Source organism: Ruegeria sp. AG7, assembly GCF_056541545.1.
The window spans coordinates 1-26,226 of the sequence record NZ_JBQFYP010000028.1; the positions used below are offsets into that span (position 1 = coordinate 1).

At 54.2% G+C, this 26,226-nt stretch carries 25 protein-coding genes and 2 pseudogenes; 14 read left to right on the forward strand and 13 right to left on the reverse strand.

Translation table 11 applies throughout. The features are described 5' to 3' along the window. Nucleotides 1-139: 139 nt before the first annotated feature. From otnC to ACR0BF_RS19605, 7 genes are read right to left on the reverse strand one after another with little or no spacing between them, the layout of a single operon-like run. Nucleotides 140-781, reverse strand: a complete 642-nt coding sequence (otnC, locus tag ACR0BF_RS19575) for a 3-oxo-tetronate 4-phosphate decarboxylase (protein WP_480607783.1) — start codon at nt 779-781, stop codon at nt 140-142. Next, entirely contained in the window at nt 778-2,055 is a 1,278-nt protein-coding gene (otnK, locus tag ACR0BF_RS19580; RefSeq protein ID WP_480625607.1) for a 3-oxo-tetronate kinase, read from the reverse strand. Before otnK ends, otnC begins: the two co-directional genes overlap by 4 nt. Continuing rightward, the gene (locus ACR0BF_RS19585; RefSeq protein WP_480607789.1) at nt 2,052-2,849 is read right to left on the reverse strand and encodes an N-acyl homoserine lactonase family protein; all 798 of its coding nucleotides are present in this window, start codon (nt 2,847-2,849) and stop codon (nt 2,052-2,054) included. Before ACR0BF_RS19585 ends, otnK begins: the two co-directional genes overlap by 4 nt. Continuing rightward, a complete protein-coding gene (locus ACR0BF_RS19590) occupies nt 2,846-3,133 on the reverse strand; it encodes a putative quinol monooxygenase (protein WP_480607792.1) in 288 nt (95 codons plus the stop codon). Before ACR0BF_RS19590 ends, ACR0BF_RS19585 begins: the two co-directional genes overlap by 4 nt. Beyond that, entirely contained in the window at nt 3,133-4,644 is a 1,512-nt protein-coding gene (locus ACR0BF_RS19595) for a tripartite tricarboxylate transporter permease (RefSeq protein ID WP_480625608.1), read from the reverse strand. The genes ACR0BF_RS19590 and ACR0BF_RS19595 overlap by 1 nt, the downstream gene beginning before the upstream one ends. A gap of 4 nt (nt 4,645-4,648) precedes the next feature. Next, on the reverse strand, nt 4,649-5,398 hold the full coding sequence (locus ACR0BF_RS19600; RefSeq protein WP_480607798.1) for a hypothetical protein: 750 nt from the start codon (nt 5,396-5,398) through the stop codon (nt 4,649-4,651). A 56-nt stretch (nt 5,399-5,454) separates the two neighbouring features. Further along, nucleotides 5,455-6,462: a Bug family tripartite tricarboxylate transporter substrate binding protein gene (locus ACR0BF_RS19605; RefSeq protein WP_480607800.1), complete on the reverse strand. Its 1,008-nt coding sequence runs from the start codon at nt 6,460-6,462 to the stop codon at nt 5,455-5,457. Between the two features lie 136 nt (nt 6,463-6,598). Here ACR0BF_RS19605 and ACR0BF_RS19610 point away from each other — a divergent pair, with 136 nt between their 5' ends. The 3 genes from ACR0BF_RS19610 to ACR0BF_RS19620 are packed head-to-tail and all read left to right on the forward strand — an operon-like array spanning nt 6,599 to nt 9,389. After that, nucleotides 6,599-7,687, forward strand: a complete 1,089-nt coding sequence (locus ACR0BF_RS19610; RefSeq protein ID WP_480607802.1) for an isocitrate/isopropylmalate dehydrogenase family protein — start codon at nt 6,599-6,601, stop codon at nt 7,685-7,687. After that, nucleotides 7,684-8,715: a Gfo/Idh/MocA family protein gene (locus ACR0BF_RS19615; RefSeq protein ID WP_480625609.1), complete on the forward strand. Its 1,032-nt coding sequence runs from the start codon at nt 7,684-7,686 to the stop codon at nt 8,713-8,715. Before ACR0BF_RS19610 ends, ACR0BF_RS19615 begins: the two co-directional genes overlap by 4 nt. After that, nucleotides 8,712-9,389, forward strand: a complete 678-nt coding sequence (locus ACR0BF_RS19620; protein WP_480607807.1) for a GntR family transcriptional regulator — start codon at nt 8,712-8,714, stop codon at nt 9,387-9,389. The genes ACR0BF_RS19615 and ACR0BF_RS19620 overlap by 4 nt, the downstream gene beginning before the upstream one ends. Nucleotides 9,390-10,096: 707 nt before the next feature. On the opposite strand, the pseudogene ACR0BF_RS19625 reads toward ACR0BF_RS19620, so the two are convergent. The 3 genes and pseudogenes from ACR0BF_RS19625 to ACR0BF_RS19635 form a co-directional block, all read right to left on the reverse strand. Then, nucleotides 10,097-10,186 (reverse strand): annotated as a pseudogene (locus ACR0BF_RS19625) (IS6 family transposase); the annotation flags it as partial. A gap of 9 nt (nt 10,187-10,195) precedes the next feature. Further along, nucleotides 10,196-10,624, reverse strand: a complete 429-nt coding sequence (locus ACR0BF_RS19630) for a transposase (RefSeq protein WP_480607809.1) — start codon at nt 10,622-10,624, stop codon at nt 10,196-10,198. Nucleotides 10,625-10,889: 265 nt separating this feature from the next. Continuing rightward, the gene (locus ACR0BF_RS19635; RefSeq protein ID WP_480473598.1) at nt 10,890-11,837 is read right to left on the reverse strand and encodes a LysR family transcriptional regulator; all 948 of its coding nucleotides are present in this window, start codon (nt 11,835-11,837) and stop codon (nt 10,890-10,892) included. Nucleotides 11,838-11,965: 128 nt separating this feature from the next. On the opposite strand from ACR0BF_RS19635, the gene ACR0BF_RS19640 reads away from it, so the two are divergent. The 9 genes and pseudogenes from ACR0BF_RS19640 to ACR0BF_RS19680 all read left to right on the forward strand — a co-directional run bounded on the left by ACR0BF_RS19640 (nt 11,966) and on the right by ACR0BF_RS19680 (nt 21,131). Continuing rightward, nucleotides 11,966-12,970, forward strand: a complete 1,005-nt coding sequence (locus ACR0BF_RS19640) for a TAXI family TRAP transporter solute-binding subunit (protein ID WP_480473597.1) — start codon at nt 11,966-11,968, stop codon at nt 12,968-12,970. 89 nt (nt 12,971-13,059) lie between these two features. After that, on the forward strand, nt 13,060-15,273 hold the full coding sequence (locus ACR0BF_RS19645; RefSeq protein WP_480625610.1) for a TRAP transporter permease: 2,214 nt from the start codon (nt 13,060-13,062) through the stop codon (nt 15,271-15,273). Between the two features lies 1 nt (nt 15,274). Next, on the forward strand, nt 15,275-16,513 hold the full coding sequence (locus ACR0BF_RS19650) for an NAD(P)/FAD-dependent oxidoreductase (RefSeq protein ID WP_480625611.1): 1,239 nt from the start codon (nt 15,275-15,277) through the stop codon (nt 16,511-16,513). Between the two features lie 28 nt (nt 16,514-16,541). Further along, entirely contained in the window at nt 16,542-17,285 is a 744-nt protein-coding gene (locus tag ACR0BF_RS19655; protein WP_480625612.1) for an aspartate/glutamate racemase family protein, read from the forward strand. A gap of 156 nt (nt 17,286-17,441) precedes the next feature. Beyond that, nucleotides 17,442-17,843 (forward strand): annotated as a pseudogene (locus ACR0BF_RS19660) (IS110 family RNA-guided transposase); the annotation flags it as partial. A gap of 145 nt (nt 17,844-17,988) precedes the next feature. After that, complete coding sequence (locus ACR0BF_RS19665; RefSeq protein WP_480625613.1) at nt 17,989-18,888, forward strand: sterol desaturase family protein; 900 nt, start codon at nt 17,989-17,991, stop codon at nt 18,886-18,888. Nucleotides 18,889-18,979: 91 nt separating this feature from the next. After that, a complete protein-coding gene (locus tag ACR0BF_RS19670) occupies nt 18,980-19,378 on the forward strand; it encodes an IS110 family transposase (RefSeq protein WP_480521441.1) in 399 nt (132 codons plus the stop codon). Nucleotides 19,379-19,819: 441 nt separating this feature from the next. Continuing rightward, on the forward strand, nt 19,820-20,197 hold the full coding sequence (locus tag ACR0BF_RS19675) for a SnoaL-like domain-containing protein (protein WP_480521443.1): 378 nt from the start codon (nt 19,820-19,822) through the stop codon (nt 20,195-20,197). A gap of 88 nt (nt 20,198-20,285) precedes the next feature. Further along, the gene (locus ACR0BF_RS19680; RefSeq protein WP_480521445.1) at nt 20,286-21,131 is read left to right on the forward strand and encodes a universal stress protein; all 846 of its coding nucleotides are present in this window, start codon (nt 20,286-20,288) and stop codon (nt 21,129-21,131) included. Nucleotides 21,132-21,254: 123 nt separating this feature from the next. Here the strand turns inward: ACR0BF_RS19680 and ACR0BF_RS19685 are convergent, their stop codons facing one another. Further along, nucleotides 21,255-21,776 (reverse strand): flavodoxin domain-containing protein, encoded by a 522-nt coding sequence (locus tag ACR0BF_RS19685; RefSeq protein WP_480625614.1) that lies wholly within the window; start codon nt 21,774-21,776, stop codon nt 21,255-21,257. A gap of 335 nt (nt 21,777-22,111) precedes the next feature. Continuing rightward, entirely contained in the window at nt 22,112-23,416 is a 1,305-nt protein-coding gene (locus ACR0BF_RS19690; RefSeq protein ID WP_480625615.1) for a ferredoxin reductase family protein, read from the reverse strand. 280 nt (nt 23,417-23,696) lie between these two features. Here ACR0BF_RS19690 and ACR0BF_RS19695 point away from each other — a divergent pair, with 280 nt between their 5' ends. Together ACR0BF_RS19695 and ACR0BF_RS19700 are read left to right on the forward strand one after the other, a co-directional pair. After that, nucleotides 23,697-24,200: an Hsp20/alpha crystallin family protein gene (locus tag ACR0BF_RS19695; RefSeq protein WP_480521451.1), complete on the forward strand. Its 504-nt coding sequence runs from the start codon at nt 23,697-23,699 to the stop codon at nt 24,198-24,200. Nucleotides 24,201-25,299: 1,099 nt separating this feature from the next. Then, nucleotides 25,300-25,707, forward strand: a complete 408-nt coding sequence (locus ACR0BF_RS19700; RefSeq protein ID WP_480625616.1) for a c-type cytochrome — start codon at nt 25,300-25,302, stop codon at nt 25,705-25,707. Nucleotides 25,708-25,722: 15 nt separating this feature from the next. On the opposite strand, the gene ACR0BF_RS19705 is transcribed toward ACR0BF_RS19700, so the two are convergent. Beyond that, nucleotides 25,723-26,226: cation:proton antiporter (locus tag ACR0BF_RS19705; protein ID WP_480625617.1), on the reverse strand; the 504-nt coding region annotated here is incomplete at its 5' end.

The window sequence follows — 26,226 nt, forward strand, 5'->3', positions numbered from 1 at the left end:
TTGATGTTCCGGATTTCTTATTCATCTTCGCTCCATAATGGCTTCGATGAACCAGAAATCCTCCGTTGCTCAAACCCCTAAATCTGTCCGGTAGGCGCTGACGTCAGACAGATTGCACATTCACCATTTTAGAGTCGGTTTAAATCCCTCCGAAAGTTTCCTTGATTTCTGCGACTTGTGCTGCATCCAATAATCGGGTTGGCATTCCCCGCAGTGCCACAAGCAACTTGGCCGTTTCTTCCAGCTCTTCTGCTGCACAGACCGCTGAGAAGAGGTTTTTTCCTGAGACGACGGGTCCGTGATTGGCCAGCAGAACAGCACTATGTTTGCCGCCCAGTTCGCGGATCAAATCACCGGACTTCGGGTCGCCCGGCTTAACGTATGGAACCAGTTTGACCGTGCCAACGCGCATGACCACGTACGGCGTAAGCGGTGGAACACAGTCATCTGGATCGGTGTCTTCCAGACAGGACAGAGCGGTGGCCCAGGTCGAGTGCAGATGAACCACGGCACCTGCTTCTGGTCTCGTCTCATAGAAGGCTTGATGCAGAAAAACCTCTTTGGTTGGCTTGTCTCCGGAGACGTGGTTCCCATCCAGATCAATCTTGGCGATGCGTTCGGGGTCGATATCCCCCAAAGTCGAATTGGTTGGCGTCATGAGGATTCCGTCTTGCAGACGTGTGGAGACGTTGCCCGCAGTACCGACGGAAAATCCACGTGCAAACAGCGAAGCACACAGTTCCGACATCTGCCGTCGCAGCGCCAGTTCTTCAGAACTCATTTGCCTGCCTCCATCATTCTGAGGGATTTTGCGAAGAAGTCCGGAGCGCCAAAGTTTCCAGATTTCAAAGCCAGCGCAATGGGTTCAGTTTTTCCAACGCTCAGGACAGGTACGCCCGGGTCAATCTCTGGCCCAATTGACATGGCTGGTGACCCCAGTGCCTCAGACACGGCCTTGGCGACAGCGCCGGATGTTTCCCCCCCGGCCACCACCAATCGCTTGTAGCCCTTTTGGACAAGTTTTCGCGCGGTATCTGCAAAGAGATTGTCCAGTTTTTCTGCAACCGCTTCCTGACCGAACTGACTTTGGATCGCACGCACATCATCTGGGCTTCCAGATGAGTATGCGAGCGGCGCCTGACCCGGATGCGCTTCAAAAAAATCCAGAAGCGTTTGCGCGGTCACATCCCCGGACATGACGCCCGGCACATCAATGGCGAATGTCGGGTGGGATTCCGCATGAACATCGATCTGCCCACGGGTCGCACCTGAACAAGATCCAGCAATGATAGCGGCTGGCCCTGCTATACCGGAAAACACTCTGCTAGAACTTTTGGATGAAGTCTCTTCTAAGAAGTTTCTGGGTAGCCCCAGCGCTATCCCCGATCCCCCGGTAATGAGCTTGGCATCCTTTAGAGCTTCGCCCCAGGCCAGCAAATCCTCGTCCGAGATCGCATCACCGATCACAAAGCGCTCGTCTGCGTTCTGCAATGCATCAGCAATTGCCTCTGGCCCTTGCTTCACAGTGTCAATTGGCACCAACCCAACCGCTTCATCGGATTGATGCTGCAACCAGCGCTTGATGTTCGCATCCGTCATCGGAGTGAGAGGGTGATTTTCCATCCCGGATTCGTGCAACAGCTTGCCGAGCACAAATAGATGACCGTGATAGACGGTGCGCCCTGTTGTCGGAAAAGCTGGACAAAACACCACCTTTTGCGCGCCCAGTTGGTCGGCAAGCGCTTCCGCAACGGGGCCGATATTTCCCTCCAACGTGGAATCGAAGGTGGAGCAATACTTGAAAATGAACTGCTGGCAACCTTGATCCGCGAGCCACCGCAAAGCACGCAAGCTGTCTGCTACGGCTTCCTCGATAGGTGCGGTGCGGCTTTTGAGCGAAATCACACCCGCTTCAATCTCCATGTCCGCCGGGGCAGTCGGAATACCCGGAAACTGAGCCGTTCGTAATCCACCTTCCGGCTCCACGCCCTTTGCCAGGGTGTTCGCTATATCACTCGCACCGGTAAAGTCGTCCGCTATGACGCCGATTTTCATATTTCAATGTCCCTCGTCGGCCCTGGATCCAGCCTATGGATATGCGGTGCCGTACCGACGGGAAAAATCTCACGCACAAGTGGATCATGGCCGGGCACGATAAGTCGAGGATGCGAGGCCAACCTCTCCAGGGTCTCGAAACCATCCATCATGTCTTGCAAATCGACGACGATGGGAAAAGCTTTGCGCGCCATGAAATTCTCATAGTAATGCGAGGCGTCAGAGGCCAGAACCATCCACCCGGCTGTCGTTCTTACACGAACGCATTGCAACCCGCGCGAATGCCCGCCGATACAATGCACGGTCACCCCATCTGCAATCTCGGCCTCTCCATCGTAGAACACGACCTTACCTGAATAGAGGCGTTTTACGGCCTCGCAAATATGGCCCGCAGTGAAAGGCGCGCGCAGGTGGTCGTGGCACATGCAGGGACCAGTGGCGAAGGCCATTTCCGCCGATTGCATGTGCAACTTCGCGTTCTGGAACATATGCAGTCCCCCCGCATGGTCATAATGAAGATGGGTCACAATGATGTCTGTCACCGCTTCCGGCGTGATGTCCAAGGGGCGCAGAGCCTCGCGAGGGTCCATCGCGATCGGGCGATCACGGGCGGCGGCCTCATCGGCGTCGTAGCCGGTATCGACCAGAATGACTTCATTGCCGCGTTTCAATACCCAAACGAAATAATCCATCGCATGAGGCGCGTCGTGATTGTCATCTAAGATGAAGCTATCGCGTCGAGTGCGGGCATTGCGATCCGCGTATTTCACGGCGTGAATTTCCCAATCATTCATCGGATGACCTCGGAATACTGGTGAACTGTCTTCGTAGCGATCATATCAGCCACAGCCGCATCGAAGGATTTGAAATGCGCGCTTTCTAGGTGGGCGGAGAACGCCACGCTGTCATCATAAACCTCATAGAGGAAAACTGCCTCGGGATCGTCGCCGAGGCAAACGTCAAACTGCTGGCATCCGGGTTCTTCACGCAAAGAGGTGGATGCGTTTTCGACCATCAGCGGCAAAAAGATGTCTCTCTTACCGGGCTTAAGAGTGAAGGTGACAGTAACCACAAACATCAAACAGAAAGTCCTTTCAGACGTGAGAAAGCGCGCTTCGCAACGGGCAATTGGCTGAGGATCAGACCAATGTTGAGCACCAGCAGAATGGCCGCACCGGGCCGTGAAAAGAAGACCGAAAGGTCCCCGTCCGACAGGAACAGCGACCGGCGGAAGGTTTCATCAAACAGACTTCCCAAGATAACCCCAATAACCAGCGGAGCGATTGGGTACTTCATGAGGTTCATGAAATAGGCAACGGCGCCGACGCCAAGCATCAGGTAAAGATCATTGATGCCGCCACCGACGCTGAAAGACCCGATTGTTGTCAGAACCATCACGACTGGCAAGAAGATGGTCTGCGGGATGGCGAGTATTTTGATAAAGACCCGAGCGGTAAAAAGCCCCATCAGGAACATTGTCAGGGAGGCCAGCACAAGGATCGCGACTACACGCAGAATGATCTCGGGATCTATCGTCGGACCCGGGATTACGTTGTTGATTTTGAAAGCCCCCATCAAAGCGGCGGCGGGTGGTGAACCGGGAATGCCCAACACCAAAAGCGGGATCAGCGCGCCGCCAATACAGGCGTTGTTTGCAGTTTCAGAGCACAGCAGACCTTCCAAGGAGCCTTTCCCGAATTTATCGCCCTCGGCAGAAACAGTCTTGCCGACACCGTAGCTGACCCAGCCTGCGACATCTTCGCCAACGCCGGGAAGTGCTCCTACCCCGGTCCCGATCACGCCTGACCGGCCAATGGTGGGCAGGTAGCGTCGAATAGAGCGAAGGTTTGGAAGAATACGGCCTTTCAGGGCCAGAATTTTCCCGGCCTCAACGTGCCGCAAACCGTCGATGACTTGAGGGATCGCAAAAGCCCCCATCAAAACTGGAACGACTTGAAACCCGCTCATCAGGTAAGACCAACCGAAGGTATAGCGCGGTTCTGACAACAATGGGTCGAGCCCTACCATGGACATCGCAAGCCCGATCAGACCGGCGATCCATCCCTTAATCACCAGGTCTTCGCTCATCAAAGTGCCAGAAAGCAGAATGCCGAAAAGGGCAAGAAGTGCTTTCTCCGGGCTTGCGATGCTCTTTGAGACCAATAGCAACGCCCAGACAAAAATCAAAAGCGTGATGGTCCCGATAACTGTGCCAATGAAACTGGCCGTCGTGGTCAGCCCAAGTGCTTCGCCCCCTCGACCCGCTTTCGCCAAGGGGTAGCCATCCATGGCCGTCGCCGCGCTGGCTGCTGTGCCCGGTATGTTCAACAGGATTGAGGGGTAAGAGCCGCCGTAAATCGCGCCGACATAGGCCCCGAGCAAGGCAATGAGCGAATAGTCCAATGGAATCTTGTTGCCGAAGAAACCTGTCAGGATCGTCACAGCCAGCGTTGCCGTTAGGCCGGGCAATGCGCCGAACGTGATGCCCAGGAACACGGATGCGATCAAGTATAGATAGGTCAGCGGGTCCACTGCCAGACCAACGAAGGCAGTTCCAAATCCAGCCAGTTGCGAAAGGATAAAGTCCATCCGGTCAGTCTTTCCATAACGGACGAAGCGTCACGTAGTAGTGGTATTCGATTTGCTTGAAGATCAGCCCGCCGCGCGCAGGCACGTTCTGTCGGAATACAAAGGCCATCGCACAAACAAGGACGAGCGGGGCCAATATCGCGATGAAAGGAACGACCCGCAAAACTGGTTCGGAAGACGCTTTGGTCAGCACCAAAAGGGTTAGAGCGGCCCAGAGGACCAATGTGAACCAATCATCACCATGTGCATTCCACGCCGCCTGCGCGGGAAACAAGGCGAATGCAAACAGTCCGGCGACGACGACGGCGATGCAGGCCACCAAGGCACGACGTGCGTGACCTCCGTAGTATCCGTAGGTCAGTGCTGTAATCAGCAATCCCGAGCACAAAATAAAGTCTACTCGGGGAACCAACCCGGCGACATATGCGAGAAGGATCAGGCCTATTGTTGAAGCTCGATAGGCTTCCGAGTTATCCCATCCGATGCCCAAAGCACTGAGCGCGTTTTGGGCTCCACCTGAGCGGATCGAAATAGCCAGCAACACAAAGGACAAGACAAGTAGTCCACCGAAGATGAACAGCGGTACAATTGCAGCCGAGTTGTACCAATCCGATCCACTTACACCCGCGCGGTTTTCACCCCAAAGGGGAATGTCCAACGTCTTCCAAAGGAAAAAGACGGACACTGCTATCAGAACAACCGAAGCCCAGAAGTCGCGTGACCGCATGACCAGTGTTTCGTCGACCTTGCTCATTTTCTGCCTCCTGTAAGAAAGGGCGCGGTGAAACGCGCCCTTTCAAAGCCGCCCGGTCAGGGCTTCTCGATACCCAGCGAGGCCGGATCGACTGTGGCAGCGCCCAGATCCAGCAAAGTATAGGCAAAGGTAGCCTCGAGGTTTGCAAACAGTTCTTGAGCCTCTTTGCCGTGTTGGCCACCGACATCGTAATTGTTGGCCGCGGCCCATTCAGCGACGGTGTCGGACGCAATCGCCTTCTCGAACGCATCGCCGAGGGCTGCCTTAACGTCATCTCCGGCCGAACTGTGAACGGCAAATCCGATGGCTTGTTTAAGCGGCAGGTATTGATCCAGACCGTCATAAATACCAAAGGCAGATGGCACTGATGCCCCGGCGATTTGCGCATCTTCCGGCGTCAACATCGCAAGCGGTTTCAGCTGACCACCTTCAATCAGTGGCGCCTGCTCAGCCAGAGAGGTCACAACCAACGCAACCTCACCCGCTATTGCGGCTTCCTGCCCCGGCGCCGAGCCCTTGTATGGAACGAACTTGAATTCTGCCCCGGACCCTTTCTCTATGGCGAGAAGGTTCAAGTGGTGGATCGAACCCGCGCCGGAAGCCGCAGCTGGAATAGTGCCGGGAGCAGCTTTTGCGGCGTCGACCAGTTCTTCCAGAGTATTGTAAGGGCTGTCAGCTGGAACCGAGATCAGATCAGGTGATCCGCCGACAATAAACGGATACCAAAAATCAAATTTCTTATCCCAACCACCCTGTACAGCTGCGGTGACGTTCGACTCTGACAGACCGACCAGTGTATAACCATCGTCTGGTTGGTTCATGACGTAGACCATGCCGTTGGAGCCTGCGACCCCACCTGTTTGGTTGATCACGTTGATCGAGACCGGAAGGTGTTTTTCCATCTCGGCCATGATCATCCGGTTGATCGTGTCCGTGCCACCACCGGCCCCCCAGACCACAGCAGTGGTGATATCCCGATAGGGGTAATCCTGTGAAGCAGCAGCCCCAGCAATTCCCGTCGCCATAACGACCGCGGCCGCCAACCGCCCTAGCTTCAGTTTCATTTCCAAGTCCTCCCAAAACAACTTCGCGTTTATTATTGCATTTATTTGCGTATACATTAAAGAATGCATTGTCAACGGACTGTAGTGGAAGCTGCTATCGCGCTATGAATGCGAAACGGGAAGGAAGCGGGCTAAGATGAAAAAGAAGTATGATGTGGCAGTGTTCCACGGGGATGGAATCGGTCCTGAAATTATGGCCCCTACGCTTGAAATTCTGCGCCAGCTCTCAGGCAACAATCCCGGCTATGAGCTAGCGTTTAAAGACGCGCCAGCAGGCGCATCCCACTACGTAAAAACTGGAGAATCGTTTCCACCGGGATCACTTGAAACGGCACGCAAGGCTGACGCGATACTACTGTCTGCAATGGGTTTGCCGGATGTCCGCTACCCCGACGGAACCGAGATTTCACCACAGATAGACCTGCGGAAGCAGCTCGGTCTTTTTGCCGGTGTGCGCCCGGTAAAGGTAAGCAGCAGACAAATGACGCCCTTGTCGCTCCCCAACGGAAAAGAGATCGACTTTGTCTTGATCCGTGAAAGCACCGAAGGATTGTTCTTCACCCAAGGAACAGGCGAAGTCACTGAAGATGAGGCGCGCGAAACTCTGTTGATCACGCGTGAGGTATCCGAAAAGCTATTCCGGTTCGCGTTTGAACTCGCCAAAAACCGAAAGGCGTCCGGGCGTGGCCAGGGGCGGGTTACATGTGTCGACAAAGCCAATGTATTCAGAGCCTTTGCGTTCTTCAGATCCATGTTTGACGCTGAGGCTGCCAACCATCCCGATTTGCAGGCAGACCATGCTTATGTTGATGCTACCGCTCTATGGATGGTCCAAAAGCCCTGGGAATTTGATGTCTTGGTGACCGAGAACATGTTCGGAGACATCCTTTCCGACCTTGGCGCTGGTCTTATGGGTGGTCTTGGATTGGCTCCTTCGGCAGACATTGGGTTGAACCACGCCGTATTCCAACCTTGCCACGGCTCAGCTCCAGACATTGCGGGACAGGGTATTGCTAATCCGTTTGCGATGATCCTGTCCGCGGCGATGATGCTTGAATGGCTGGGATTGACCCATGATCACCCAGAACTGTGTAACGACGGCAAACGTTTGCGCGAAGCGGTGGAAAAGGTGACTGCGAACGGTCAAAACCTGACGCGAGACTTGGGCGGTACTGCGGGAACGCGGGACGCGGCCTCATCGGTATTGGAAGCATTGCAGGCATGAATACTAAAGAAGCCATCAAAGTCGCGTGTGTGGGAGCGGGATACTTCAGCAAGTTCCACTACGAAAGCTGGTCCCGAATGCCCGGCGCTGTTCCGATTGCATCCTGCAACCGAGATATCAACAAGGCGAAAAAAACGGGGCTGACCGCCTACGATGACCTGTCGAAAATGCTGGAGATCGAAGAACCAGATCTCGTGGACATCATCCTTCCACCGGTGGCGCAGGCTGACGCCATCCGAACGGCACTGCGCTATGGCATCAAGTGGCTGATCTGCCAAAAGCCTTTCTGCATGTCTTTGGATGAAGCGGAGAAGATCGTCTCCGAGGCTGAAGCAGTAGGCGCAACCATTGTCGTGCATGAGAATTTTCGCTTCCAGCCCTGGTATCGTGCGATCAAGGTAGCGATGACCGAGGGTCGAATTGGAACACCTCTACAAGCGACTTTCCGGCTTCGGCCCGGCGACGGACAAGGACCGCACGCCTACCTTGACCGGCAGCCGTACTTTCAGGACATGCCACGTTTTCTGGTACATGAGACAGCGGTTCACTGGGTAGACACGTTCCGATTTTTGTTCGATACGCCCAATGCAGTTTACGCGGACCTACGTCGAGTGAACCCAATTATCGCCGGCGAGGACGCAGGTTGCATCTTGTTTGACCATCCCAACGGTTTAAAAGCTCTGTTCGATGGCAACAGGTGCCTTGACCACAGCGCCGATAACCTGCGTCAGACCATGGGCGAGGCGCTTATCGAAGGAACAAACGGGTCACTGGTTCTAAACGGCGACGGTTCAGTAGAACTCCGCGCTTTTGGAAAACAGGAGCGACAACAAATTCTACCTCCGAGCGATAATGATGGATTTGGAGGAGACTGCGTCCACGCCTTGCAAAGTCACGTTGTTTCAGGCCTTCTACGGGGCACGCCGCTGGAAAACACGGCCCGAGATTATTTGGATGTGATCCGCATCGAAGAAAAGATCTATCTTTCGGCTGCGGAGGGACGAAAGATCAACCTGGAGACGCTGTGAAAGATCAGGACACCAAATCTCTTTCCAATACACAACGCGCTGTTAGTGACTTGCGGCGGATGATCTTGTCCGGCGAACTTGCAGCCGGGACTGATCATCTGGAGTCGGAACTCGCTGAGACTCTGGGCATGTCTCGCACCCCGATACGAGAAGCTGCACTGATGTTGGAAAGTAAAGGGTTGCTGGAAATGCGGCCCCGTAAAGGTGTGCGAATACTGCCCGTTTCATCAGACGATATGCGCGAAATCTACGACATACTGACGGAACTCGAGAGTCTCGCAGCTCAGCGCGCCGCCGAAGCGGGTTATTCAGAAGATGAACTGGCGGTACTTGCAGGATCAATCGCAAAGATGGATCAAGCCATCGAAACCGAAGATTTGGAAGCCTGGGCCGAGGCCGATGAATTGTTTCATCAGGAACTCGTGCGTTTGGGTGGCAACAAACGCGTAGAAGCGATTGTGGCCATGGTGAGCGACCAGGTTCACCGCGCACGTACAACGACGCTGTTTATCAGGCCTCTACCAGTCAAATCCAACGAAGATCACCGGGTTGTTTTCCAAGCAATTAGTGAAGGTCGACCGGATGTGGCGCGCGAACGTCATCGGGAACACAGGCTCCAAGCCAAGGCTATCCTTTGCGGGATACTTGAAAAGCACCGGCTTAACAGCCTTTGATCTACTCGTGTTCGCCCATTAGACGTCTAAGGAAAAGCTTTTTGAACGTTGTCTTAGTCGCTTACAATTGTGCCACTATTTATCTGGCACGGGTGGTGGGTTCTGTTGCGAAGTCTTGGCTGGATGACAATAACGCGCTGTGGCAGCGGGTTTAAGAGGCGAGCTTTGCGCCGGTGACAATGACGGTCTTGTTCTTCAGTTCCATGATCATGCCTTTCAACTTATTTGCATGACCATGGGTCTATCGGGCCGACCGCCGGCCAATCGACCCGTTTCTTGCTACTGGCACGGGTGTGGGACCCAATGCGCAAGAACCGGGTCGTGGGGTGCTGAGGATCGGGCGGGCACGAGACGATGGCGGGTGGCCAGCGCGGGGCCGCCTGCGCCACGGCCCTGCCGGGCTTTCCCGGCTCGCCCTAACTGGCTGGACTTAAATCCAAAGCCCGGTGCGGTATGCCTCGCACGGTATCGAGATAGGCTTTGAGGCTTTCGAAGACGAAGCGGCCCCAGCTGGCCTCGCAGACCTCGTGGCTGTGGAGATTGGGCGCAAGACGCACATGTTCGAAGCGGACCACGGCACTGTTCTCGGTACGAGAGATGTTCCAGATCGCGCGAGTGCCGAGCCATTCGGTCTCGGTTCCTCTGGGCTCGCCTTCGTGTAGGTGCAGGGCCTCGACACGTTCCAACTCCACCAGTTTGCCGGGGACAAACCGATGGTATGTCCTAACCGCGTAGGCAATGACCTCGCGAGGGTAGCGAAAGCCCTTCAGGCGCGGCATGCCGGACGGAATGTTCATTCATTGCCTTTAGTCGTCGTCGAAACGCCAGACAACTTGGCAATACCGGATCAACAGATCTCGTGCTTTGAAGGCCAGGGCCACTGCTTGATTGTCTTCGCTGCGGACCTGCACAAACTGCATCGTTGATCGCAGCGCTGCCTCGTACATGGCCTCAGCGTCAATCGCATCACTCTTGCTGCTTTTCACAAACGGTTTGATATATTTGGGCGCGATCAAACGAAACGTATGTCCGAGGGCTGCAAATTCTCGCCCCCAATAGTGGCTCTCGGAACAAGCCTCCATGGCAATGGTGCACGTCGGTAGTGTAGCAACGAACAATAGAAGGTTGTTGAGTCTGAGTTGTTTGCGAAAACTACTTCGCCCGAGGAACTTGCACCCGTGAAGCTGAAACACATTTTTCGCCAGATCTATGCCAACAAGCTCCAAGTCCGCCATTTTGCTAACCACTTGGTGGAATCCATCTCCAAAACCTATCAGATGAGAGATCAGGGGATGTCCATTCCATCAGATACCTATACAATATCACAAGATGCGGCATGCTGCTCGAATGATAGTGAAGCGCAGGAAGCGGACGTTGCTAAGCGTGGCGGTGGGCCCATTGCGGGGTTTCGTGATTTACTGCAATTGATCCAAACCGGAGTTCCGTCTCGACAGTATCGTTTTGTAACGTCCAAGCTATCCAGTTCTGTTAGCTACTCGCTTAATCTATCCCCACTACAATAGGTTTGGCTTTCACCTCTTCCAACATCGACAAAACTTCGGCTTTCCAACCCGCTTTGATCTTCAAAGCCAATTGAGACGGTGGTCGGTGGTCGGGCACAAGGGTTGCATACTCGTATCTTAGCGGTTTTTCGAACGGTAAGAATACAACCTTTCCATTAGACAGGTTCAGCTCTTGTTCAGTGGCAACGGTCAATGGGTCCATGATAGAATAACACTGTCCTGAACTCACAAAGGGTATCAAGGGAAGAAAGTACTGACAGGTCACCGTTGGATTGTAATTCGCGGATACATCCTGAAACTCTTGCCGAATTTTGCGCTGAAACGGGTGCGCGGCATGCAATCCCCCCATCGGGGCTCCGTCAAGATCGGAAATGGAAACGGTCATGCGCGAAGCAAGCGGGCTGTCACGATCAACGGCGCAAAAACAATCTGCCTGGATCAGTTCTGTTGAATACTGAGGCTCTTTCCCGGCCGAATACTCGAAGTCTGCGAAGCCGAAATCAATATTCTGCGTGCCCGCAAGCTCCATGATCTGAGGCGAACTGCGCGTAGATAATGTGATACGTATCTCGGGGTTCTCGCCGACCGATTGGCTGATGAAACGCGGGAAAAGAAAGGCGGACGGGCCTGGCATTGTCGCGATATTCAGGCTGCCGGAATGCCCCTTGATCAATCCTTCCATCGTGCTGGAAATTGTCGCAAGGCGGTCCAGAATGCCTGCGGTTTCGGCCAAAAGGTAATGTGCTTCGGGGACAGGTACCAATCGCCGTCCCTTTCGCTCGAACAGTGTCAGGCCAAGGGTCTTTTCAAGATTTTTCAAGGCCAGACTGATCGCAGGCTGGGTGCGGTTCAGTTTCCTGGCGGTTTGAGAGATGGAGCCGGTCTCCATCACCTCACGGAAAACGGTCAGCTGCGTAAGGTTCATGAGTCATGTATAAGCTAAACTATAGTTTTGTGAAATATAATAAATTTGTCTTTATGCAATTTGCCTCTACGCTTGCAGGATCGAAATTCGGCCAAACCGAATCTGACCATCCAAAAAGGGAGATGATGATGAAATTTGTGAAATACTTGACCGGACTGGCTCTGGCGGGCGCGCTTGCCGCCCCTGCGCTGGCGCAGGACCCAACGTTTTTCCGCATCGGGACCGGTGGTGCAGGCGGAACCTACTTCCCTATCGGAGGTACCATCGCAAACGGTATCTCCGCCCCTCCGGGCTCGCGCCCCTGTGAAGAAGGCGGCCAGTGCGGTGTTCCGGGCCTGATTGCAATCGCACAATCCACCACCGCTTCGGTCTTCAACAACGCCGCTGTTCAGAACGGAGAGCTTGAGGCCGGTCTGGCCGCTGCAGACGTCACCCGTTCGATGTATCTGGGGGAAGGCAAGTTCGAAGGCAAGCCGCATCCCAAGCTGCGCATTGTGGCAAACTTGTTCCCGGAGGATCTGCATCTGGTTCTGCCTGCAGGACAGACGATCAATGATCTGGGCGATCTGGAAGGCAAGCGTGTAGGTATCGCGCAAGCCGGTTCCGGTACACAAGTTGCTGTGCTGCAGATGCTGGATGCCTGGGGCGTAAACCGGGACAATATGGATGAGGCCGAGCTGAACAACAGCCAGAGCGCAGAGCGTTTGGCGGATGGTCAACTGGACGCCTATTTCTATGCCGCAGGTTGGCCCGTTGCGGCGATGGTTCAACTGTCATCGACCAAGGGCATGAACTTGCATTCCTTCAGCGACGAAGATCTCGCGAAGATCAACGAGATCATCCCGGCCTATATCCCCTCGGTCATTCCGGGTGGCGTCTATGAAGGGATCGACACCGAAACCAAGACCCCTGCGGTTAGCGCGATGCTGGTTGTCTCTTCGGACCTGTCCGAAGATCTGGTCTATCAGCTGACCAAGGCGCTTTGGAATGACAACACGCGCAAACTGCTGGACAACGGCCATGCCAAAGGCAAGCAAATCACACCTGATACGGCACTGGACGGCGTAGAGGCACTGGGTGTTCCGCTGCACCCGGGGGCCGAGAAGTTCTACAAAGAAGCAGGCCTACTTTAACCTACCACTCACAAAACTGACCTGCAGACGCGATGCCTCAATGGGGGCATCGCACTGTCAAAATGCACCAATATGACAGGGAGGCCATCATGTCCGAGACCCAGCAACCTGATGACCGCGAACTGACGGCCGAAGAACTGGCCGCAATTGAGGAACAGTTCGACGAAGGTGCCGCTGTACGTGAAGTTTCGCCCACCACGGGCAAGGTATTGCGCGTCGTCGCCCTGATCTTTGCGTTCTACGAGTTTTTCACCGCTGGGTTCGGCCTGCCTGCGGACCATTGGCACATGGGTATCTACTTGGCCCTGCTGTTCATCCTGGTTTATGCCACCATCCCTATTATCGGCGCCAAGAGCCTTTATGCACTCAAGGTCAGCCAGTTTCGCATTGGGAATGTCCCTCTTTACGATTTGGTTTTCATGGCGCTTGGAATCGTCGCTGCGCTTTATGTTGGCGTTGCATGGCGCGGCATTCCCTTTCTTGGGATCGAGGAACAGACATTCCGCATGGGTAACCCCAACACCTACGATGTGATATTGGGTGTGATCATCATCCTGCTGGTACTGGACATCGCGCGCCGCACTTTGGGCTGGGTGCTGCCGCTGATCATCTGCGTCTTTATCTCATATGCCCTGCTTGGGCCGTACTTCCCCGGCTTGTTGCAGCATCCCGGTGTAAACTTCAAAACCTTCGTGTCGTCGATGTACTTTCCGCAGGAAGGCATCTATGGCGTCACGCTTTGGGTCGTTTCGACCATCGTCTTCCATTTCGTTTTGTTTGGTGTGATCGCGCAGCGCACCGGGTTAGGAAAGTTGTTTATCGACAATGCCACCATTCTGGCGGGTCGCTATACAGGTGGTCCGGCCAAGGTGTCGGTCGTATCATCGGCTTTCTTTGGAACGATCTCAGGGTCCTCGGTCGCCAACACGGTTTCAACCGGCGCGCTGACCATCCCGAACATGAAACGCCTGGGCTACCCCGGCCATTTCGCGGGCGGGGTCGAGGCTGCTTCCTCGGCGGGCGGCCAGATCACGCCGCCCATCATGGGGGCCGCGGCCTTTATCATGGCCGAATTCCTGGAGGTGCCTTACACCACTATTGTCATTGCGGCGATCTTCCCAGCGCTTCTGCACTATATTGGCGTCTTCGCGGTTGTGCACTTGATGGCGCGCAAGCTGAACCTGAAGGGTCTGACAAAGGAACAATTGCCGCAACTCAAGGCTGTCTGGGCTGAAGGTTGGGCTAATATCGTGCCCTTGATTGGCCTGCTGGTGGTGCTGTTTACCGGTTACACGCCATTCATGTCTGCCTTCTGCGGCATATCGCTGGCGGTGATCGCGGGTATGTCGCGTATCAAGCAGCCACCAACGCTGATTTACGCGGCGGCGTTTCTGGCCTTTGTGTTATGGAAGTTCTCGGATGGCGGGTTCGACCTGACAATGACCGCGATACTCTGCGCGCTGTCTGTGACTGCCACACTGAACCCGCAAAAACGTATCGAAGTGCCCGAGATGCTAGCTGCTGTCGAACTGGGCGTAAAATACTCGCTGGCGGTGGGTGCCGCTGCCGCCGCTGTGGGTATCGTTGTGGGTGTGATTAACACCACTGGTATCGGCTTTCGTATCGGATTTATGGTCACGCAAGGGGCAGGTAATCTGGCGGCGGATCTTTATAATATGATCTCGTTCGGCAGCTTCCAGCTGTTTGCAATCGAAGACCTGCAACTGTTCATCTCCCTGATCTTCATCGCTGTCGTCTGCATTTTGATGGGGGCGGGTATTCCAACCACCGCGCTTTACATCATGCTGGTTTCTGTCGCGCAGCCCGCGCTGGCCCAGTTGGGTGTTCCGCCCATCGCAAGCCACCTGTTCGTGCTCTACTACGGCGTGGTGTCCGAAATTACGCCTCCGGTCTGTACATCGGCTTATGCGGCGGCTGCGATCGCCAACTCAAATCCGTTCCGCACCGGGCTGTCCGCGTTTACGCTCGGGTTGGGCAAGGTGATAGCGCCGATGGCATTCGTCTATGCACCGGTTTTGTTGTTCGTGTCCTCCACCGGGTTCGATTTTTGGGAGTTCACATACACTGCGGCAAGCTGCATAGCGGGGGTCATCGCCCTGTCCGCGGCGGTCGTCGGTTATTGGCTGCAACCGCTCAACGTATTGTCTCGTATTCTGATGGCTTTTGCCGGGATCATCTTCGTAGCGCCCACGATAACGGCTGACCTGATCGCGCTGGCAGTAGCGTCACCCGTGATCGTTACGCAGTTGATCGCCCGCACCCGAACTCAAGCAACGGCCTGACATGTCTGAACGTGTAACCATTATCGGCGCCGGGATCGTCGGCATCTGCTGCGCCCTGTCATTGCAGGAACGTGGCAAAACCGTGCGGTTGATTGACCGGGGAGAGCCCGGGCAGGAGACCTCATTCGGCAATGCAGGTGTGGTGTCTCCCTGGTCGATCATTCCCCAGGCCGTTCCCGGCATTTGGAAGAAACTTCCTCAAATGCTGTTGGATCCGAAAAGCGCGTTGTCGGTCCGGACATCCTTCTGGCCGAAGATGATCCCGTGGGGGCTGCGCTTTCTGGGTAAGTCCAGCGAAAAGACTGTGCGCGAAGTTTCGGATGCGATGGAGATTTTGTGCCGTCCGTCCATTGATCTTTATCGTCGGCACTTGCAAGGCACTGGGCACGAGAACCTGATCGTCGACAGCTACTACATTCACGCGTTCCGCAATCCGGAAGAGGCCAACCTAGACGGGCTTGGCTATCTGATCCGTCGGGAAAAAGGTGGTGAGTTGGAGCGTGTCGACGGTACTGAACTACGGCGCCTGGAACCTGCACTGTCCAATGAGTTCAAGGCTGCAATCGTGATCAAAGGCCAAGCGCGCGCAACTTCACCGGGACGTTTGGGCGCTGTTCTGGCCGAAAAAGCGCGTACCCAAGGTGCCGAATTCGTGCGGACCGAAGTCACCAAGATTAATCGCGCCGGGGAAAGCGGATGGCAGATTTCCACGTCGCAAGATTCGTTGCACGCGCACCATGTTGTACTTGCCGCCGGGGTGTGGTCTGCCGACCTGCTGAAACCCCTCGGACTACCGGTACCGCTTGTGGCTGAGCGGGGGTATCATATCGAGTTCCCGAGCCCTTCGGCTGTGCTGAACAATTCCGTCATGGATGTGGATGCAAAGATCGTCGCAAGTTCGATGTTGGGCGGACTGAGGGTTGCCGGCACGGCCGAGTTTGGCAGCGTAGACGCACCAGCCAACCCGCGAAAAGAAAAGATACTGACCGATCAGGCCAAATCTTTGGTGCCGGACCTTGATACAGGTGGGGCGAAGTTCTGGATGGGACGGCGCCCCTCATTTCCTGACAGCCTGCCTGCGATTGGGCCGCTCAATGGCAAAGACGGGCTCTACGTTGCGTTCGGGCATTCTCACTACGGCCTGATGATGGCACCGAAAACGGGGGAACTAGTGGCGGATCTCGTGTCTGACCGCAGTCCAAATATCAGTTTGGACCCATTCTCGCTGGCCCGATTTTAGATCTCTAAGTCAAAAGGACCCAAGTACCATGCCAATTTACGAAGGTGGTCAAAACATCTGCGGGGCTTCGATCGGGGTTTTGTGCCTTGAAAGCTATTTCCCCAAACCGCCCGGACACATCAAGAATCCGTCCAGCCTTCCGTTTCCCGTGCTCTACGAAATGATCGACGGCATCACCGTCCCGACCCTGCTGAACAACCCATCGCCTGAGTTGCTTGCCCCCTTTGTTGAGGGCGCAAAACGCCTTGAGGCCGAGGGCGTTCGCGCCATTACGGGAAGTTGCGGGTTTCTGGCTTTGTTCCAAAAGGAACTCGCCGCAGCCGTTTCCGTGCCTGTCTTTGCATCGAGCCTGATTCAGGTGCCCCTTGCCTTCCATATGACCGGAGCCAAGGCCCCGGTGGGCGTGCTGACTGCAAGTGCGTCAGCCTTGACGCCAAAGCATTTCGAAGGCGTCGGAGCCGCCGGTATACCCGTCGCGGTGCAAGGATTGGAGGACACCAGCGAATTCGCTGAGGTGATCTTGCGGAATACACGGACCCGCATGGACACCGATGTGATCGAGGCCGAAGTCCTTGAAGCAGCACGGCGACTAAAACACCAAACACCGGAAATCAGGTCGCTGGTACTGGAGTGCACCGATTTGCCGCCATATGCCGCGCGTCTTCAGGAAGAGCTGCAGCTTCCCGTTTTTGACCTTACGACATTAGCACAAATGGCGCATTCTGTAGCGGTCCGGGTACCTTACTCTGGAATGATGCCATGGCAACGCTGACTGCGTCGTGCTTTTAGTGGCGAGAAATGAATTGGATCACCGTTTCGTCAAAAGACGAATGCGCCCGATTCTGGGCTCCGGTTCTGAAGGTGTAGACGCCCGCGCTGGCCTCGGTGTGCCATTTTAGGTTTGCAAACAACCTGAATGGAGGCGTTTATGGAAGATATTAGTATGATTGGCCTGGATTTGGCGAAGGACGTTTTCCAGGTGCACGGAGCGGATGGATCAGGTCATCCTGTTTTTCGGAAGAAATTGCGCAGGGGTCAGGTCCTTGAGTTCTTCGCAAAGCTGCCGCGTTGCGTGGTTGTAATGGAGGCCTGTGCCAGTGCGCATTATTGGCCGCGCAAGATCAGTCGCTTGAGTCACGAAGTCAAGCTGATCCATCCGGCCTACGTGAATCCATTCGTCAAATGTCAAAAGAACGATACGGCCGATGCGGAAGCGATCTGCGAAGCCGCGAGTAGACCAACTATGCGCTTTGTTGCCGTAAAAAGTGAAGAGATCCAGGCGTCCGCAATGGTTCTGCGGGCCCGGGAGTTGCTGGTTCGGCAGCGGACGTTCGCTGAAATCTGCTGAACGGCAGAGTTGCGGACCCAAGCCGCCCTCTGATGGTATCGCTTGAATGTCTGCGTTACATTGGAGCGGTCGTCGCCTAGAACAGCTTGCAATTCTATCGCGACAGAAACCCGAATAGTGGATGTCCATGTCCGACACAATCCTTGCTGCTGAACCAACTATCCGCCTTATTGCCTTCTTATCCGTCCTGGCGGCGATGGCACTTTGGGAAGTGGCCGCACCCCGGCGAAGACGGGATATTCCGCGCGTTGTCCGATGGACAAACAACCTTGCGCTCGTGGTGCTCGACACCGCCATCCTGCGGCTGACCTTTCCAATCCTCGCAGTTGGTCTCGCAGCTATGTCCGAGGATCGCGGATGGGGGCTCTTCAACAACATCGAGGCGCCGGTTTGGGTTGCCATCGTGGCCTCCATGCTGCTTCTCGATCTCGCAATCTACCTTCAGCATGTGATGTTCCACGCCGTACCGGGGCTTTGGCGTCTGCACCGGATGCATCACGCCGACCTCGATTTTGACGCGACCACTGGCTTGCGTTTCCATCCGGTAGAAATTCTCATCTCGATGGGGATCAAGCTGGCGGTTGTAGCAACCTTGGGGCCGCCCGCTGCCGCCGTGCTCCTGTTCGAGGTGATCGTGAACGCTACTGCGCTCTTCAATCACGCAAACATTGACTTGCCGCGTCCGGTGGATCGAATACTTAGATGGATCGTCGTCACTCCAGACATGCACCGAGTCCACCATTCCGTTGATCCAAGCGAGACCAACTCGAACTTTGGGTTTAATCTACCGTGGTGGGACCGACTTCTAGGCACTTACGTTGCGCAACCCGAGATGGGGCATAAGGGCATGGAAATCGGCATCGAGCAGTTTCGCACACGCCGAGACCTCTGGCTCGACCAAATGCTGATTCAGCCGCTGCGCGGCCCGGCGAGCGGAGGTGCCCTCGACACCCCGAGCCAACGGAAGCGATCTTCATCTGTCTCGTCCGGGCAAACCAAGCTTGGCACTGACCAAATAGACCAATAGCGTTGAGACTGTAGCGCGTGGCGTCTGTCCCGCTGATCCCCAGGGCGTCGCGGGCTGGTTTCGCAACCGCGAACTTACGCCCCGACGGATCGTGCATGAAAGCGGAATGTTGTCGATCTTGTTGCAGCGCGGCCTCGCCGGTCTCGGTCTGCCTGCGACCTGCATTGTTGCCCTCAAGGCGCACAAGAGCTTGTCGGCACGGCTCAACAAGTCTGACGCCACCTATGCCGAAGGATTGGCGCAGCTCGCCCGAACCGGCTGGTTCACTGCGGTGCATATCCGCAGCGAAGAGGTCGACCGGCTGCGATGCCTTGTCGGTGCCCTTGAAAGGCTGATCCGGCAGCGCAAGGACCTCGAAGGTCACATCCGTGGCGTCCTCAAAACCTTCGGCATCCGCATGATCGGTATTGGCCATTCTCCATCGAATTTGGGTCGATGGCACCGTATTCCGGCTCGACGCTGCACTGAACATGGACTGATCGTCTGTTAATCCACCTGTTGCCTGCCTGATAGCAGGCCTTCGAGGTCTCGCAGGGACGTGGTTCCGATGATGTCGTGGTCTGGACCGTCGCTGAATCTAGTCATGCACGCCTATGAGATGGGCACATCGGAAATACATCGAACCAGCATCATGTTGGCAGCCGTCGCGCTGACCACGACCCGAAGCATGTACCCCAAGGATCTCAATCGAAGGCCGTGACAGAAAGCAGAGCGGACACTAACAAGGTAAAGTTACACCGCCATGGCGGATCAATCATGCTACGCAAAACAGCTTGACTGGGACGGCTCCGTTACCGAAATCCTGACCCTAATGGCTTCGCAGAGGTGAGTGCGAGTTGGCCGCATTACATTTACCCAAATGCTCATTGATCCTTGTCAAGATTTGCGTGGGCAAGAAGTGGTACAGTCACTGGTAATTAAGGGGGTGCTCATGGAAGAGTTGGTTGAATTCGGAAGATCATTCGTCCAGGCCATGCGTAAGCGCAGGGGCCTTGGAAGTGTTGATGAAATGTATGCTGAAAACGCACAGTCGATAGAGGCAGTTGTGCCTCCAGTTCGCCAATTCCGCGTTGCAAAGGGTCGAGAAGCCATAAAGGGAAAAAGAGGGGATTGGTTGGCATCGCACGAAATTCAAGAACTAGACGTGGATGGCCCCTACGTCCACCCACCCAACCGCTTTGGAGTGCGCTTCAGGGCTGAAGTGGTTCAGAAGGCTACGGGTGAGCGTATGACCCTGCGCGAGATCGCAATGTATTCGGTGGCAGAAGGCAAGATTGTGCTGGAAGAGTTCTTCATGCTGCCTAAGTAAGAAGAGCGACTAACAACATCGTCTATTTGTTGGTTTAATCAGTGCGCATGGCTCTTGGGCGAATTGAAATTCCGGACGGAGGTCGGGAATGCAACACAGAACAGTGGCATATTATGTAGGAGTTGATGCTGACGACGCGTCGATTTTGGAATGCGCTGAAACTGCCCGTATTCAGAACGGCCACTTGATTTGTGTAATGATCGCGGCTTTACCTAACCTGCCTTACGTAAAGTATGGATCAAACAGGTTCGTTGAGGGGGGTCTTCCCTCAAACTGGTTGGATGTTCTTAACGCGCAAAATGCCGCCTTGATGTCCCGCGCCACTGAAGTTGAAGCGTTTCTGGTCGAGCAGGGCGTACCGGCAAATGTAATCGCCTTTATGGGATCTGGAGCAGAGTTACAGCATCTTGTGGCAGGACAAGCAAATTGCTCTGATATCGCTTTTCTAGACGCTGAGTTGCGAAAAGACCCCGATTTATTTCACAAGATCGCGTGCGGAGTGTTGTTTCATTCGCCGGTCCCCCTGATGATCAATGGAGATCCGTTTGCCCAACGCGACTGCATTTTTTTGGCATGGAATGATAGCCTGCCTTCGTCTAGGGCTGCGCATTTAGCTTTACCCTATTTTCTGGCGGCCAACGAAGTTGTGATTGGGTGTTTTGATTTGCCGTCGCCTGATGACGTAAAAGATCAAGTGCCCGGAACTGACATTGCTGGATGGCTCAGCCATCACGGTTGCAACGCGACCGTGTCGCAGTTCCCATGTGGTGGGGCTTCGATCGAACACTGCATTCAAGAACGCGCAAGAGAATTGGGGGCCGACCTCGTTGCTATGGGCGCTTATGGGCATTCTCATTTGCGTGAGTCAGTTTTTGGGGGAACGACGCAAGCAATGTTAGAGCAGACGAGGTTGCCAGTGCTTTTCGGACACTGATTAAACGAACCGGCGACTGTGATTTGCTGGGAGCCATAGCTAAAAATGTTCACCTGCAAATGCGGGAGCAGCCAGTTGCTATTAGGAAATCGCTTGAGATTGATGCTGGTTTGCCCGACTGTTTCAGCTAAGGAAATCTATTACAATTGACGTCAGTTCGTCCCAGTCAGTAAATTCCCGTGCCCCATCTTGTGGATCGATTTTTCGACCTAGCAAGACAACGTGCTTAAGGACCTCCCTCTCAAAATACCCGTAGTTCTCGGGCCTCACCGCGCCTGCGATCAACGCCGTCGCATTCGGTTCAAAACCTGTTCGCATAAACATTTCGTTGAGATAGTCGCGTGCTTCTTCTCGACCTGACGCGAAAGAAGCTTTTAGACCAACGGAAAGCACGAGAGACTTTCGTTTAGTTAGGGCATCTCTGTTTGAAGTGACAAAAGCCTCGAATGACTCGGGGTGCCTACGTTCGTGGACAGGGGCCAGAAGAACAACCTTGACCACACCGTCATGCGATACGTGGCCAGAGAAATCATCGGTATTGATCAGGTTTGTTTTGAAACCGGCATTCTTCGCGACATTACAGATGAAACGCGCAATCTTTGCTGTGTGGCCTTCGACGGTAGCGAAGGCGATGAGTACGGTCATTCCGATCCTCCCAAAATCGGCCTGAATAGATTTTTTATTATGAGTAAGTGGCGAGCGTTGCCCTTGATCTCCATCAAAGGCGTTTCTTGGGAGCATATCGGGATAGTTGTGGTACGTAATTGCTGTCCAAGCGGAGAATGATTTTGAGGAAGTTCGCGACGACAGCTATTTCCAAGAGAACTTGCTTGTTTCGGCTGACAATTTTGAAACTAGCAAGGCCAAATGGTCCGTTTTGCTATCTTAAGGAAAAGGTCAAGGCAGCGGTGAAAATTGTAAAACTGATACACCACACCGAGAACTTCACCTGTTGGCGCGCGGGCAGGTTTCTGAGCAATCTAATCATAGTCAAACCTTTCAGACAAAATCCGGTAGGACGCGGTGCCACGTGCGATTAGGTGATCTTCGACGACGTCCATCATGGCAGGGGGGCCGCAGAGAACATAAAGCCAGCTTTCAAATTGCTTAGAAGATAAATTGCGGTCCAATAGGGGACCGTCGACCAAACCTGTTTCTCCGCGCCAATCCTTTGGCGGTTCGGATAGAACAAATACTGTATCTTCCTTGGATAACTCCTGGCGATAAGCAATCTGTTCCACGACCCGGTTGCCATAGATAAGCTTGATATCGTGCCGTGTCCCACTCGCCTTTGTCTGACGCAAAATGCTCAGCATCGGCGCGATCCCGACGCCACCTGCGATCAGTACAATGCCTTTCTCAGGACGGTGGTCGATCGACAGATTTCCGTATGGGGCGTCCAGATAGACCGGGGTTTGCGGAGCGATCTTTCCGAGGCCGCATGTGAAATCCCCAAGCTCCTTGATCATGAATGAAACTTCGGGTCCTTCGGCCGGTGCAGAACTAATCGAGAATGGGTTCTCGTGTAGCGAGAAGGCACTGTGGCCGACATTTAGCCAAGCAAACTGCCCTGCTTTGAAGGTCAGTCCGTTGTGACCATCGGGCTTGACGCGCAACTCCCATTGCCTCGGTGTTAGTCGACACACAGAAGTGACGTGCCACGGCCTTTTCCTCTGACGCAAAGGACGAACGAGATAGACATACAGTGAAGCTCCAACTGCAATACTGGTCAGGGCAAGCCAGAGATACGTCAATAGCGGATGCCCACCGTAGCGCCCAGCATATACCGTGTGGTGCAATAGCAGGCAGGCAATCCCCAAGGCTCCCAGCCCGTGTAAGAGGCGCCATGTCTCGTATTTGTAATCAAGGGATTTACGGGCAATTGCCGGGGCGACCAGAATGAACAGTAAAAAATAAGCGCCGATGCCAGATACCAGCGCAGAAAAGTCGGTCGTAATCGTAAGTTGGTGTGTTTCATCCCACGGGCGGCGTCCGCCAGAAGGCGTTCCCTGATACAGCAGCGGGTGTATAAGCGCAAAGCCGAGTGCGGTACGCGCCATCAACTGATGCACCCGCATGGTCACATCCATACCCAAACTACAAGAGATGAACCGGAACCGCCCAGACAGGACGAACTCCACCAGGATTATTGAAAATGCAAGCATTCCAAGCCCGGACCCGAGATCTTGATGAAATGGTCGCGGTGGCCATCCCAAGGACCAAGAAAAACCCAAGGGAGCCAGGATCAGCAAAACGTAAATCAGCGCCAGATACGGCCATTTCATACGGCTTTGTTCCACTGTGCTAAAGGTAGGCAACTCGGGCTCATTCAGGATAAACGCTAAGCTGACCTGGGACTCCGATCAAGCCTACTGAGATTGGTCTTAATTTCAGCACGACATGGCAAGTTTGTTGGCTGACGGTTCTTGTTTCTGTTGGCTCAGCCGGTTCGTGCGATTTGGCAAAAGCTGAAGCTGCATGCTTGCGCAAGATCAAGGTTCTTAACCGCGTTTTCTGTCATAATGTTACGCGCGCGAAATCCGACCAAAGGAGGAGGTTCAAAAAATGTTAGAAGACAAAAAGTCCCCGCAACTTTTCACTGGAACGCATCCGCTCCCAGACAATTTTCGACGTGAAATGGAAACCCTGATGTCGCGTTTTTTTGGAGCAAGATCACCTTTCCTACCAATGGAAACGGCTGCGCAACGCACGGGTTTTCCGTCTCTTGATATGACGGGTGCAATTTCACCGGCGATTGATATCCAAGAAACGGATTCTGCGATTATTCTTACGGCTGAATTGCCGGGGCTCGAAGAGGATGACGTCGAAATTGAAGTCAAGGACCGCAGGCTAATCCTGCGCGGTCAGAAGAAGATTGCGCATGATGAAACGGGCGATCTGCGTGTCAGCGAAAGAAGCTATGGCAGCTTTTCTAGAGCCATGACGCTGCCAGACACCGTGGAAATCGACAAGGTTTCAGCAACATTCGACAAAGGCGTTTTGCATATCGAAATGCCGAAGACTAAGCCTCGGGATCCAAGTCGTAAGATAAAGGTATCGTCGAAATAGACGGCCTGCTGGTTCGCAGCTGTCCTTAAACATGACAGCACTGAGGGCCGATCATCGGTCGGCCTTTTCGAGTTGCGGACCTATAAGTGTTATTGGTTGAATCCGGGCAGACATCGTAAGTGTTTGCAATTATGCTGTTTCTGAGCACTCGTACGTGGCCATACGTTCGGTGTTGCAGCGTGGTAGAATGTCTTCACGCGATTGGATAGGCGTAGTGCTGATCCTGCTGTTCGCTAAACCGTTCGCCAGACTTGTCGAGGCGCTGTTACCCGACAGAGGTGCAGAGTTAACTAGATCTCTAGATCCTCTCATTCCTGGGATCCTAGAAATAGCTGTGGAAACAACAAAAGCTAAAGTCGAACAAATTGTAAGGGCCGAAGTGGCACACCTTCGGTCATGTATGGGGACATCTCAGCCAAACGGAATCGACTTTGTGGGGGGACAACGTTGAGACTGCTGTGTCCGAAGCGCGCTCGTACATAGACAAGATGAAACTGTTCAGCAGGTCCGATTTAGAGATATCCAGTATCAAGGGTATGTACCATATCCTCGGTCATCTTGATTGGCTGCTCTACCGGTGTAGCCAAGATTATCGGATAATCGAGTTGCCGAAGGACCGGCGTTTGAAACGGCTTGCTTCGATGATAGTTCCAGAAACTGACAGTTACTTGGAAACCGACTATCCAGAGAAACGTGAAAACACGCTGAACCGTGTTCGCCGTTTTCTACAACGGAAAAGGAAGCTTCGCAGAGACTTGCTCATTTCCGACGTTGCGACTGACAGCCTGCCAGACGGAGTGGTATCGGCTCGGTTGCGTGCTCTCAGATGGTTGCATTGAGTGTCTTATCACCTTTGGCAGAATTCTCAGGCATATGAACGTATCGGAAGGAGCATCATCTGTGGACGCAGGTGGTGAGGTCAATGTCGAGATGGCGCAATTGGATGTTCGCCTGGATTAGATTTGGCGCGTGCTCAAACTCTATTCCAATGAAACGCCAATGTTCTTACTGGAGCGAATAACATGAGCAAGGTCAAAGAAGTTTCCTTGGGATACTGTTTAATTGAATCTTCATCAGAGGTAGGGAATTGGAGGAGCATATGCAGTTTTTTATAGGAATTTTATTGGCTTTGTTCACCACGGCACCTGCACTGGCGCAGGACGTCAATGTCAGTGCCGGAAGTGATTTGTACCGGAAGTATTGCTGGCAATGCCATGGTTTCGAAGCAACTGGGGATGGGCCGATGGCCGAAATGCTTGCTATTCGAACACCCGACCTCACCAAGCTGGCGAGTGAAAACGATGGAGTGTTTCCTATAGGCCGAATAGCTGAACAGATTGATGGTCGTTCACAATTGCTCGCCCATGGGGGCGAAATGCCAATCTTTGGTGCGGTGTTTGAGACAGACCAACAAATCGCGTTAGCTTTGCCTAATGGGCAACCAATGATGGTAGGCCTGCCGTTGGCGAATTTGCTCGCCTTTCTTGAATCGATCCAGGCTGAATAGTCACTGACTAATCTGCTAATCTGTATCAGCCGTGTGTTTGATAGACATGAGAGTCAATGGCGGCCCTACCACTTCGAAGGCCACAGTACTGGCTAAGGTAAAGGCCAAGATGGACGCGGCCCAATTCGGAAATTGCTCTCCGGCTACAAGGGCCATTCCAACCGCGACACCGGCCTGCGGCAGCAACGCGGGACCATACCAGGGGGCCTGACGGCGAGGCAGGCCCCCAATTCTTGCCCCGCAATAGCCCCCAACTAGGCGGGACACTATGCGCAGGATCAGGAAAAGTGCACCGACCCAGCCCATCAAGCCAAAGGCTTCAATATTCAACGTTGCGCCAGCCAGCAGGAAGAAAAGGAGCATAAATGGCCACTGAATGTGCTCGATTTCATGAAAAGCACGGTCATGATGGCGGGCCAGGTATTGCCAAGTTGTTGCCGGCCGATTGTGAAGCATTGGAAAAGTAGGGTTATGCTGCCATTTCGGCGGTGTAAGCGGCCCAGAGACTGAACGCATCGT

What these genes read in the sequence shown, in the direction of transcription:
- otnC (WP_480607783.1), bottom strand. Translation starts at nt 781, where the DNA reads ATGAGTTCTGAAGAACTGGCGCTGCGACGGCAGATGTCGGAACTGTGT.
- otnK (WP_480625607.1), bottom strand. Translation starts at nt 2,055, where the DNA reads ATGAAAATCGGCGTCATAGCGGACGACTTTACCGGTGCGAGTGATATA.
- ACR0BF_RS19585 (WP_480607789.1), bottom strand. Translation starts at nt 2,849, where the DNA reads ATGAATGATTGGGAAATTCACGCCGTGAAATACGCGGATCGCAATGCC.
- ACR0BF_RS19590 (WP_480607792.1), bottom strand. Translation starts at nt 3,133, where the DNA reads ATGTTTGTGGTTACTGTCACCTTCACTCTTAAGCCCGGTAAGAGAGAC.
- ACR0BF_RS19595 (WP_480625608.1), bottom strand. Translation starts at nt 4,644, where the DNA reads ATGGACTTTATCCTTTCGCAACTGGCTGGATTTGGAACTGCCTTCGTT.
- ACR0BF_RS19600 (WP_480607798.1), bottom strand. Translation starts at nt 5,398, where the DNA reads ATGAGCAAGGTCGACGAAACACTGGTCATGCGGTCACGCGACTTCTGG.
- ACR0BF_RS19605 (WP_480607800.1), bottom strand. Translation starts at nt 6,462, where the DNA reads ATGAAACTGAAGCTAGGGCGGTTGGCGGCCGCGGTCGTTATGGCGACG.
- ACR0BF_RS19610 (WP_480607802.1), top strand. Translation starts at nt 6,599, where the DNA reads ATGAAAAAGAAGTATGATGTGGCAGTGTTCCACGGGGATGGAATCGGT.
- ACR0BF_RS19615 (WP_480625609.1), top strand. Translation starts at nt 7,684, where the DNA reads ATGAATACTAAAGAAGCCATCAAAGTCGCGTGTGTGGGAGCGGGATAC.
- ACR0BF_RS19630 (WP_480607809.1), bottom strand. Translation starts at nt 10,624, where the DNA reads ATGGCGGACTTGGAGCTTGTTGGCATAGATCTGGCGAAAAATGTGTTT.
- ACR0BF_RS19635 (WP_480473598.1), bottom strand. Translation starts at nt 11,837, where the DNA reads ATGAACCTTACGCAGCTGACCGTTTTCCGTGAGGTGATGGAGACCGGC.
- ACR0BF_RS19640 (WP_480473597.1), top strand. Translation starts at nt 11,966, where the DNA reads ATGAAATTTGTGAAATACTTGACCGGACTGGCTCTGGCGGGCGCGCTT.
- ACR0BF_RS19645 (WP_480625610.1), top strand. Translation starts at nt 13,060, where the DNA reads ATGTCCGAGACCCAGCAACCTGATGACCGCGAACTGACGGCCGAAGAA.
- ACR0BF_RS19650 (WP_480625611.1), top strand. Translation starts at nt 15,275, where the DNA reads ATGTCTGAACGTGTAACCATTATCGGCGCCGGGATCGTCGGCATCTGC.
- ACR0BF_RS19655 (WP_480625612.1), top strand. Translation starts at nt 16,542, where the DNA reads ATGCCAATTTACGAAGGTGGTCAAAACATCTGCGGGGCTTCGATCGGG.
- ACR0BF_RS19665 (WP_480625613.1), top strand. Translation starts at nt 17,989, where the DNA reads ATGTCCGACACAATCCTTGCTGCTGAACCAACTATCCGCCTTATTGCC.
- ACR0BF_RS19675 (WP_480521443.1), top strand. Translation starts at nt 19,820, where the DNA reads ATGGAAGAGTTGGTTGAATTCGGAAGATCATTCGTCCAGGCCATGCGT.
- ACR0BF_RS19680 (WP_480521445.1), top strand. Translation starts at nt 20,286, where the DNA reads ATGCAACACAGAACAGTGGCATATTATGTAGGAGTTGATGCTGACGAC.
- ACR0BF_RS19685 (WP_480625614.1), bottom strand. Translation starts at nt 21,776, where the DNA reads ATGACCGTACTCATCGCCTTCGCTACCGTCGAAGGCCACACAGCAAAG.
- ACR0BF_RS19690 (WP_480625615.1), bottom strand. Translation starts at nt 23,416, where the DNA reads ATGAAATGGCCGTATCTGGCGCTGATTTACGTTTTGCTGATCCTGGCT.
- ACR0BF_RS19695 (WP_480521451.1), top strand. Translation starts at nt 23,697, where the DNA reads ATGTTAGAAGACAAAAAGTCCCCGCAACTTTTCACTGGAACGCATCCG.
- ACR0BF_RS19700 (WP_480625616.1), top strand. Translation starts at nt 25,300, where the DNA reads ATGCAGTTTTTTATAGGAATTTTATTGGCTTTGTTCACCACGGCACCT.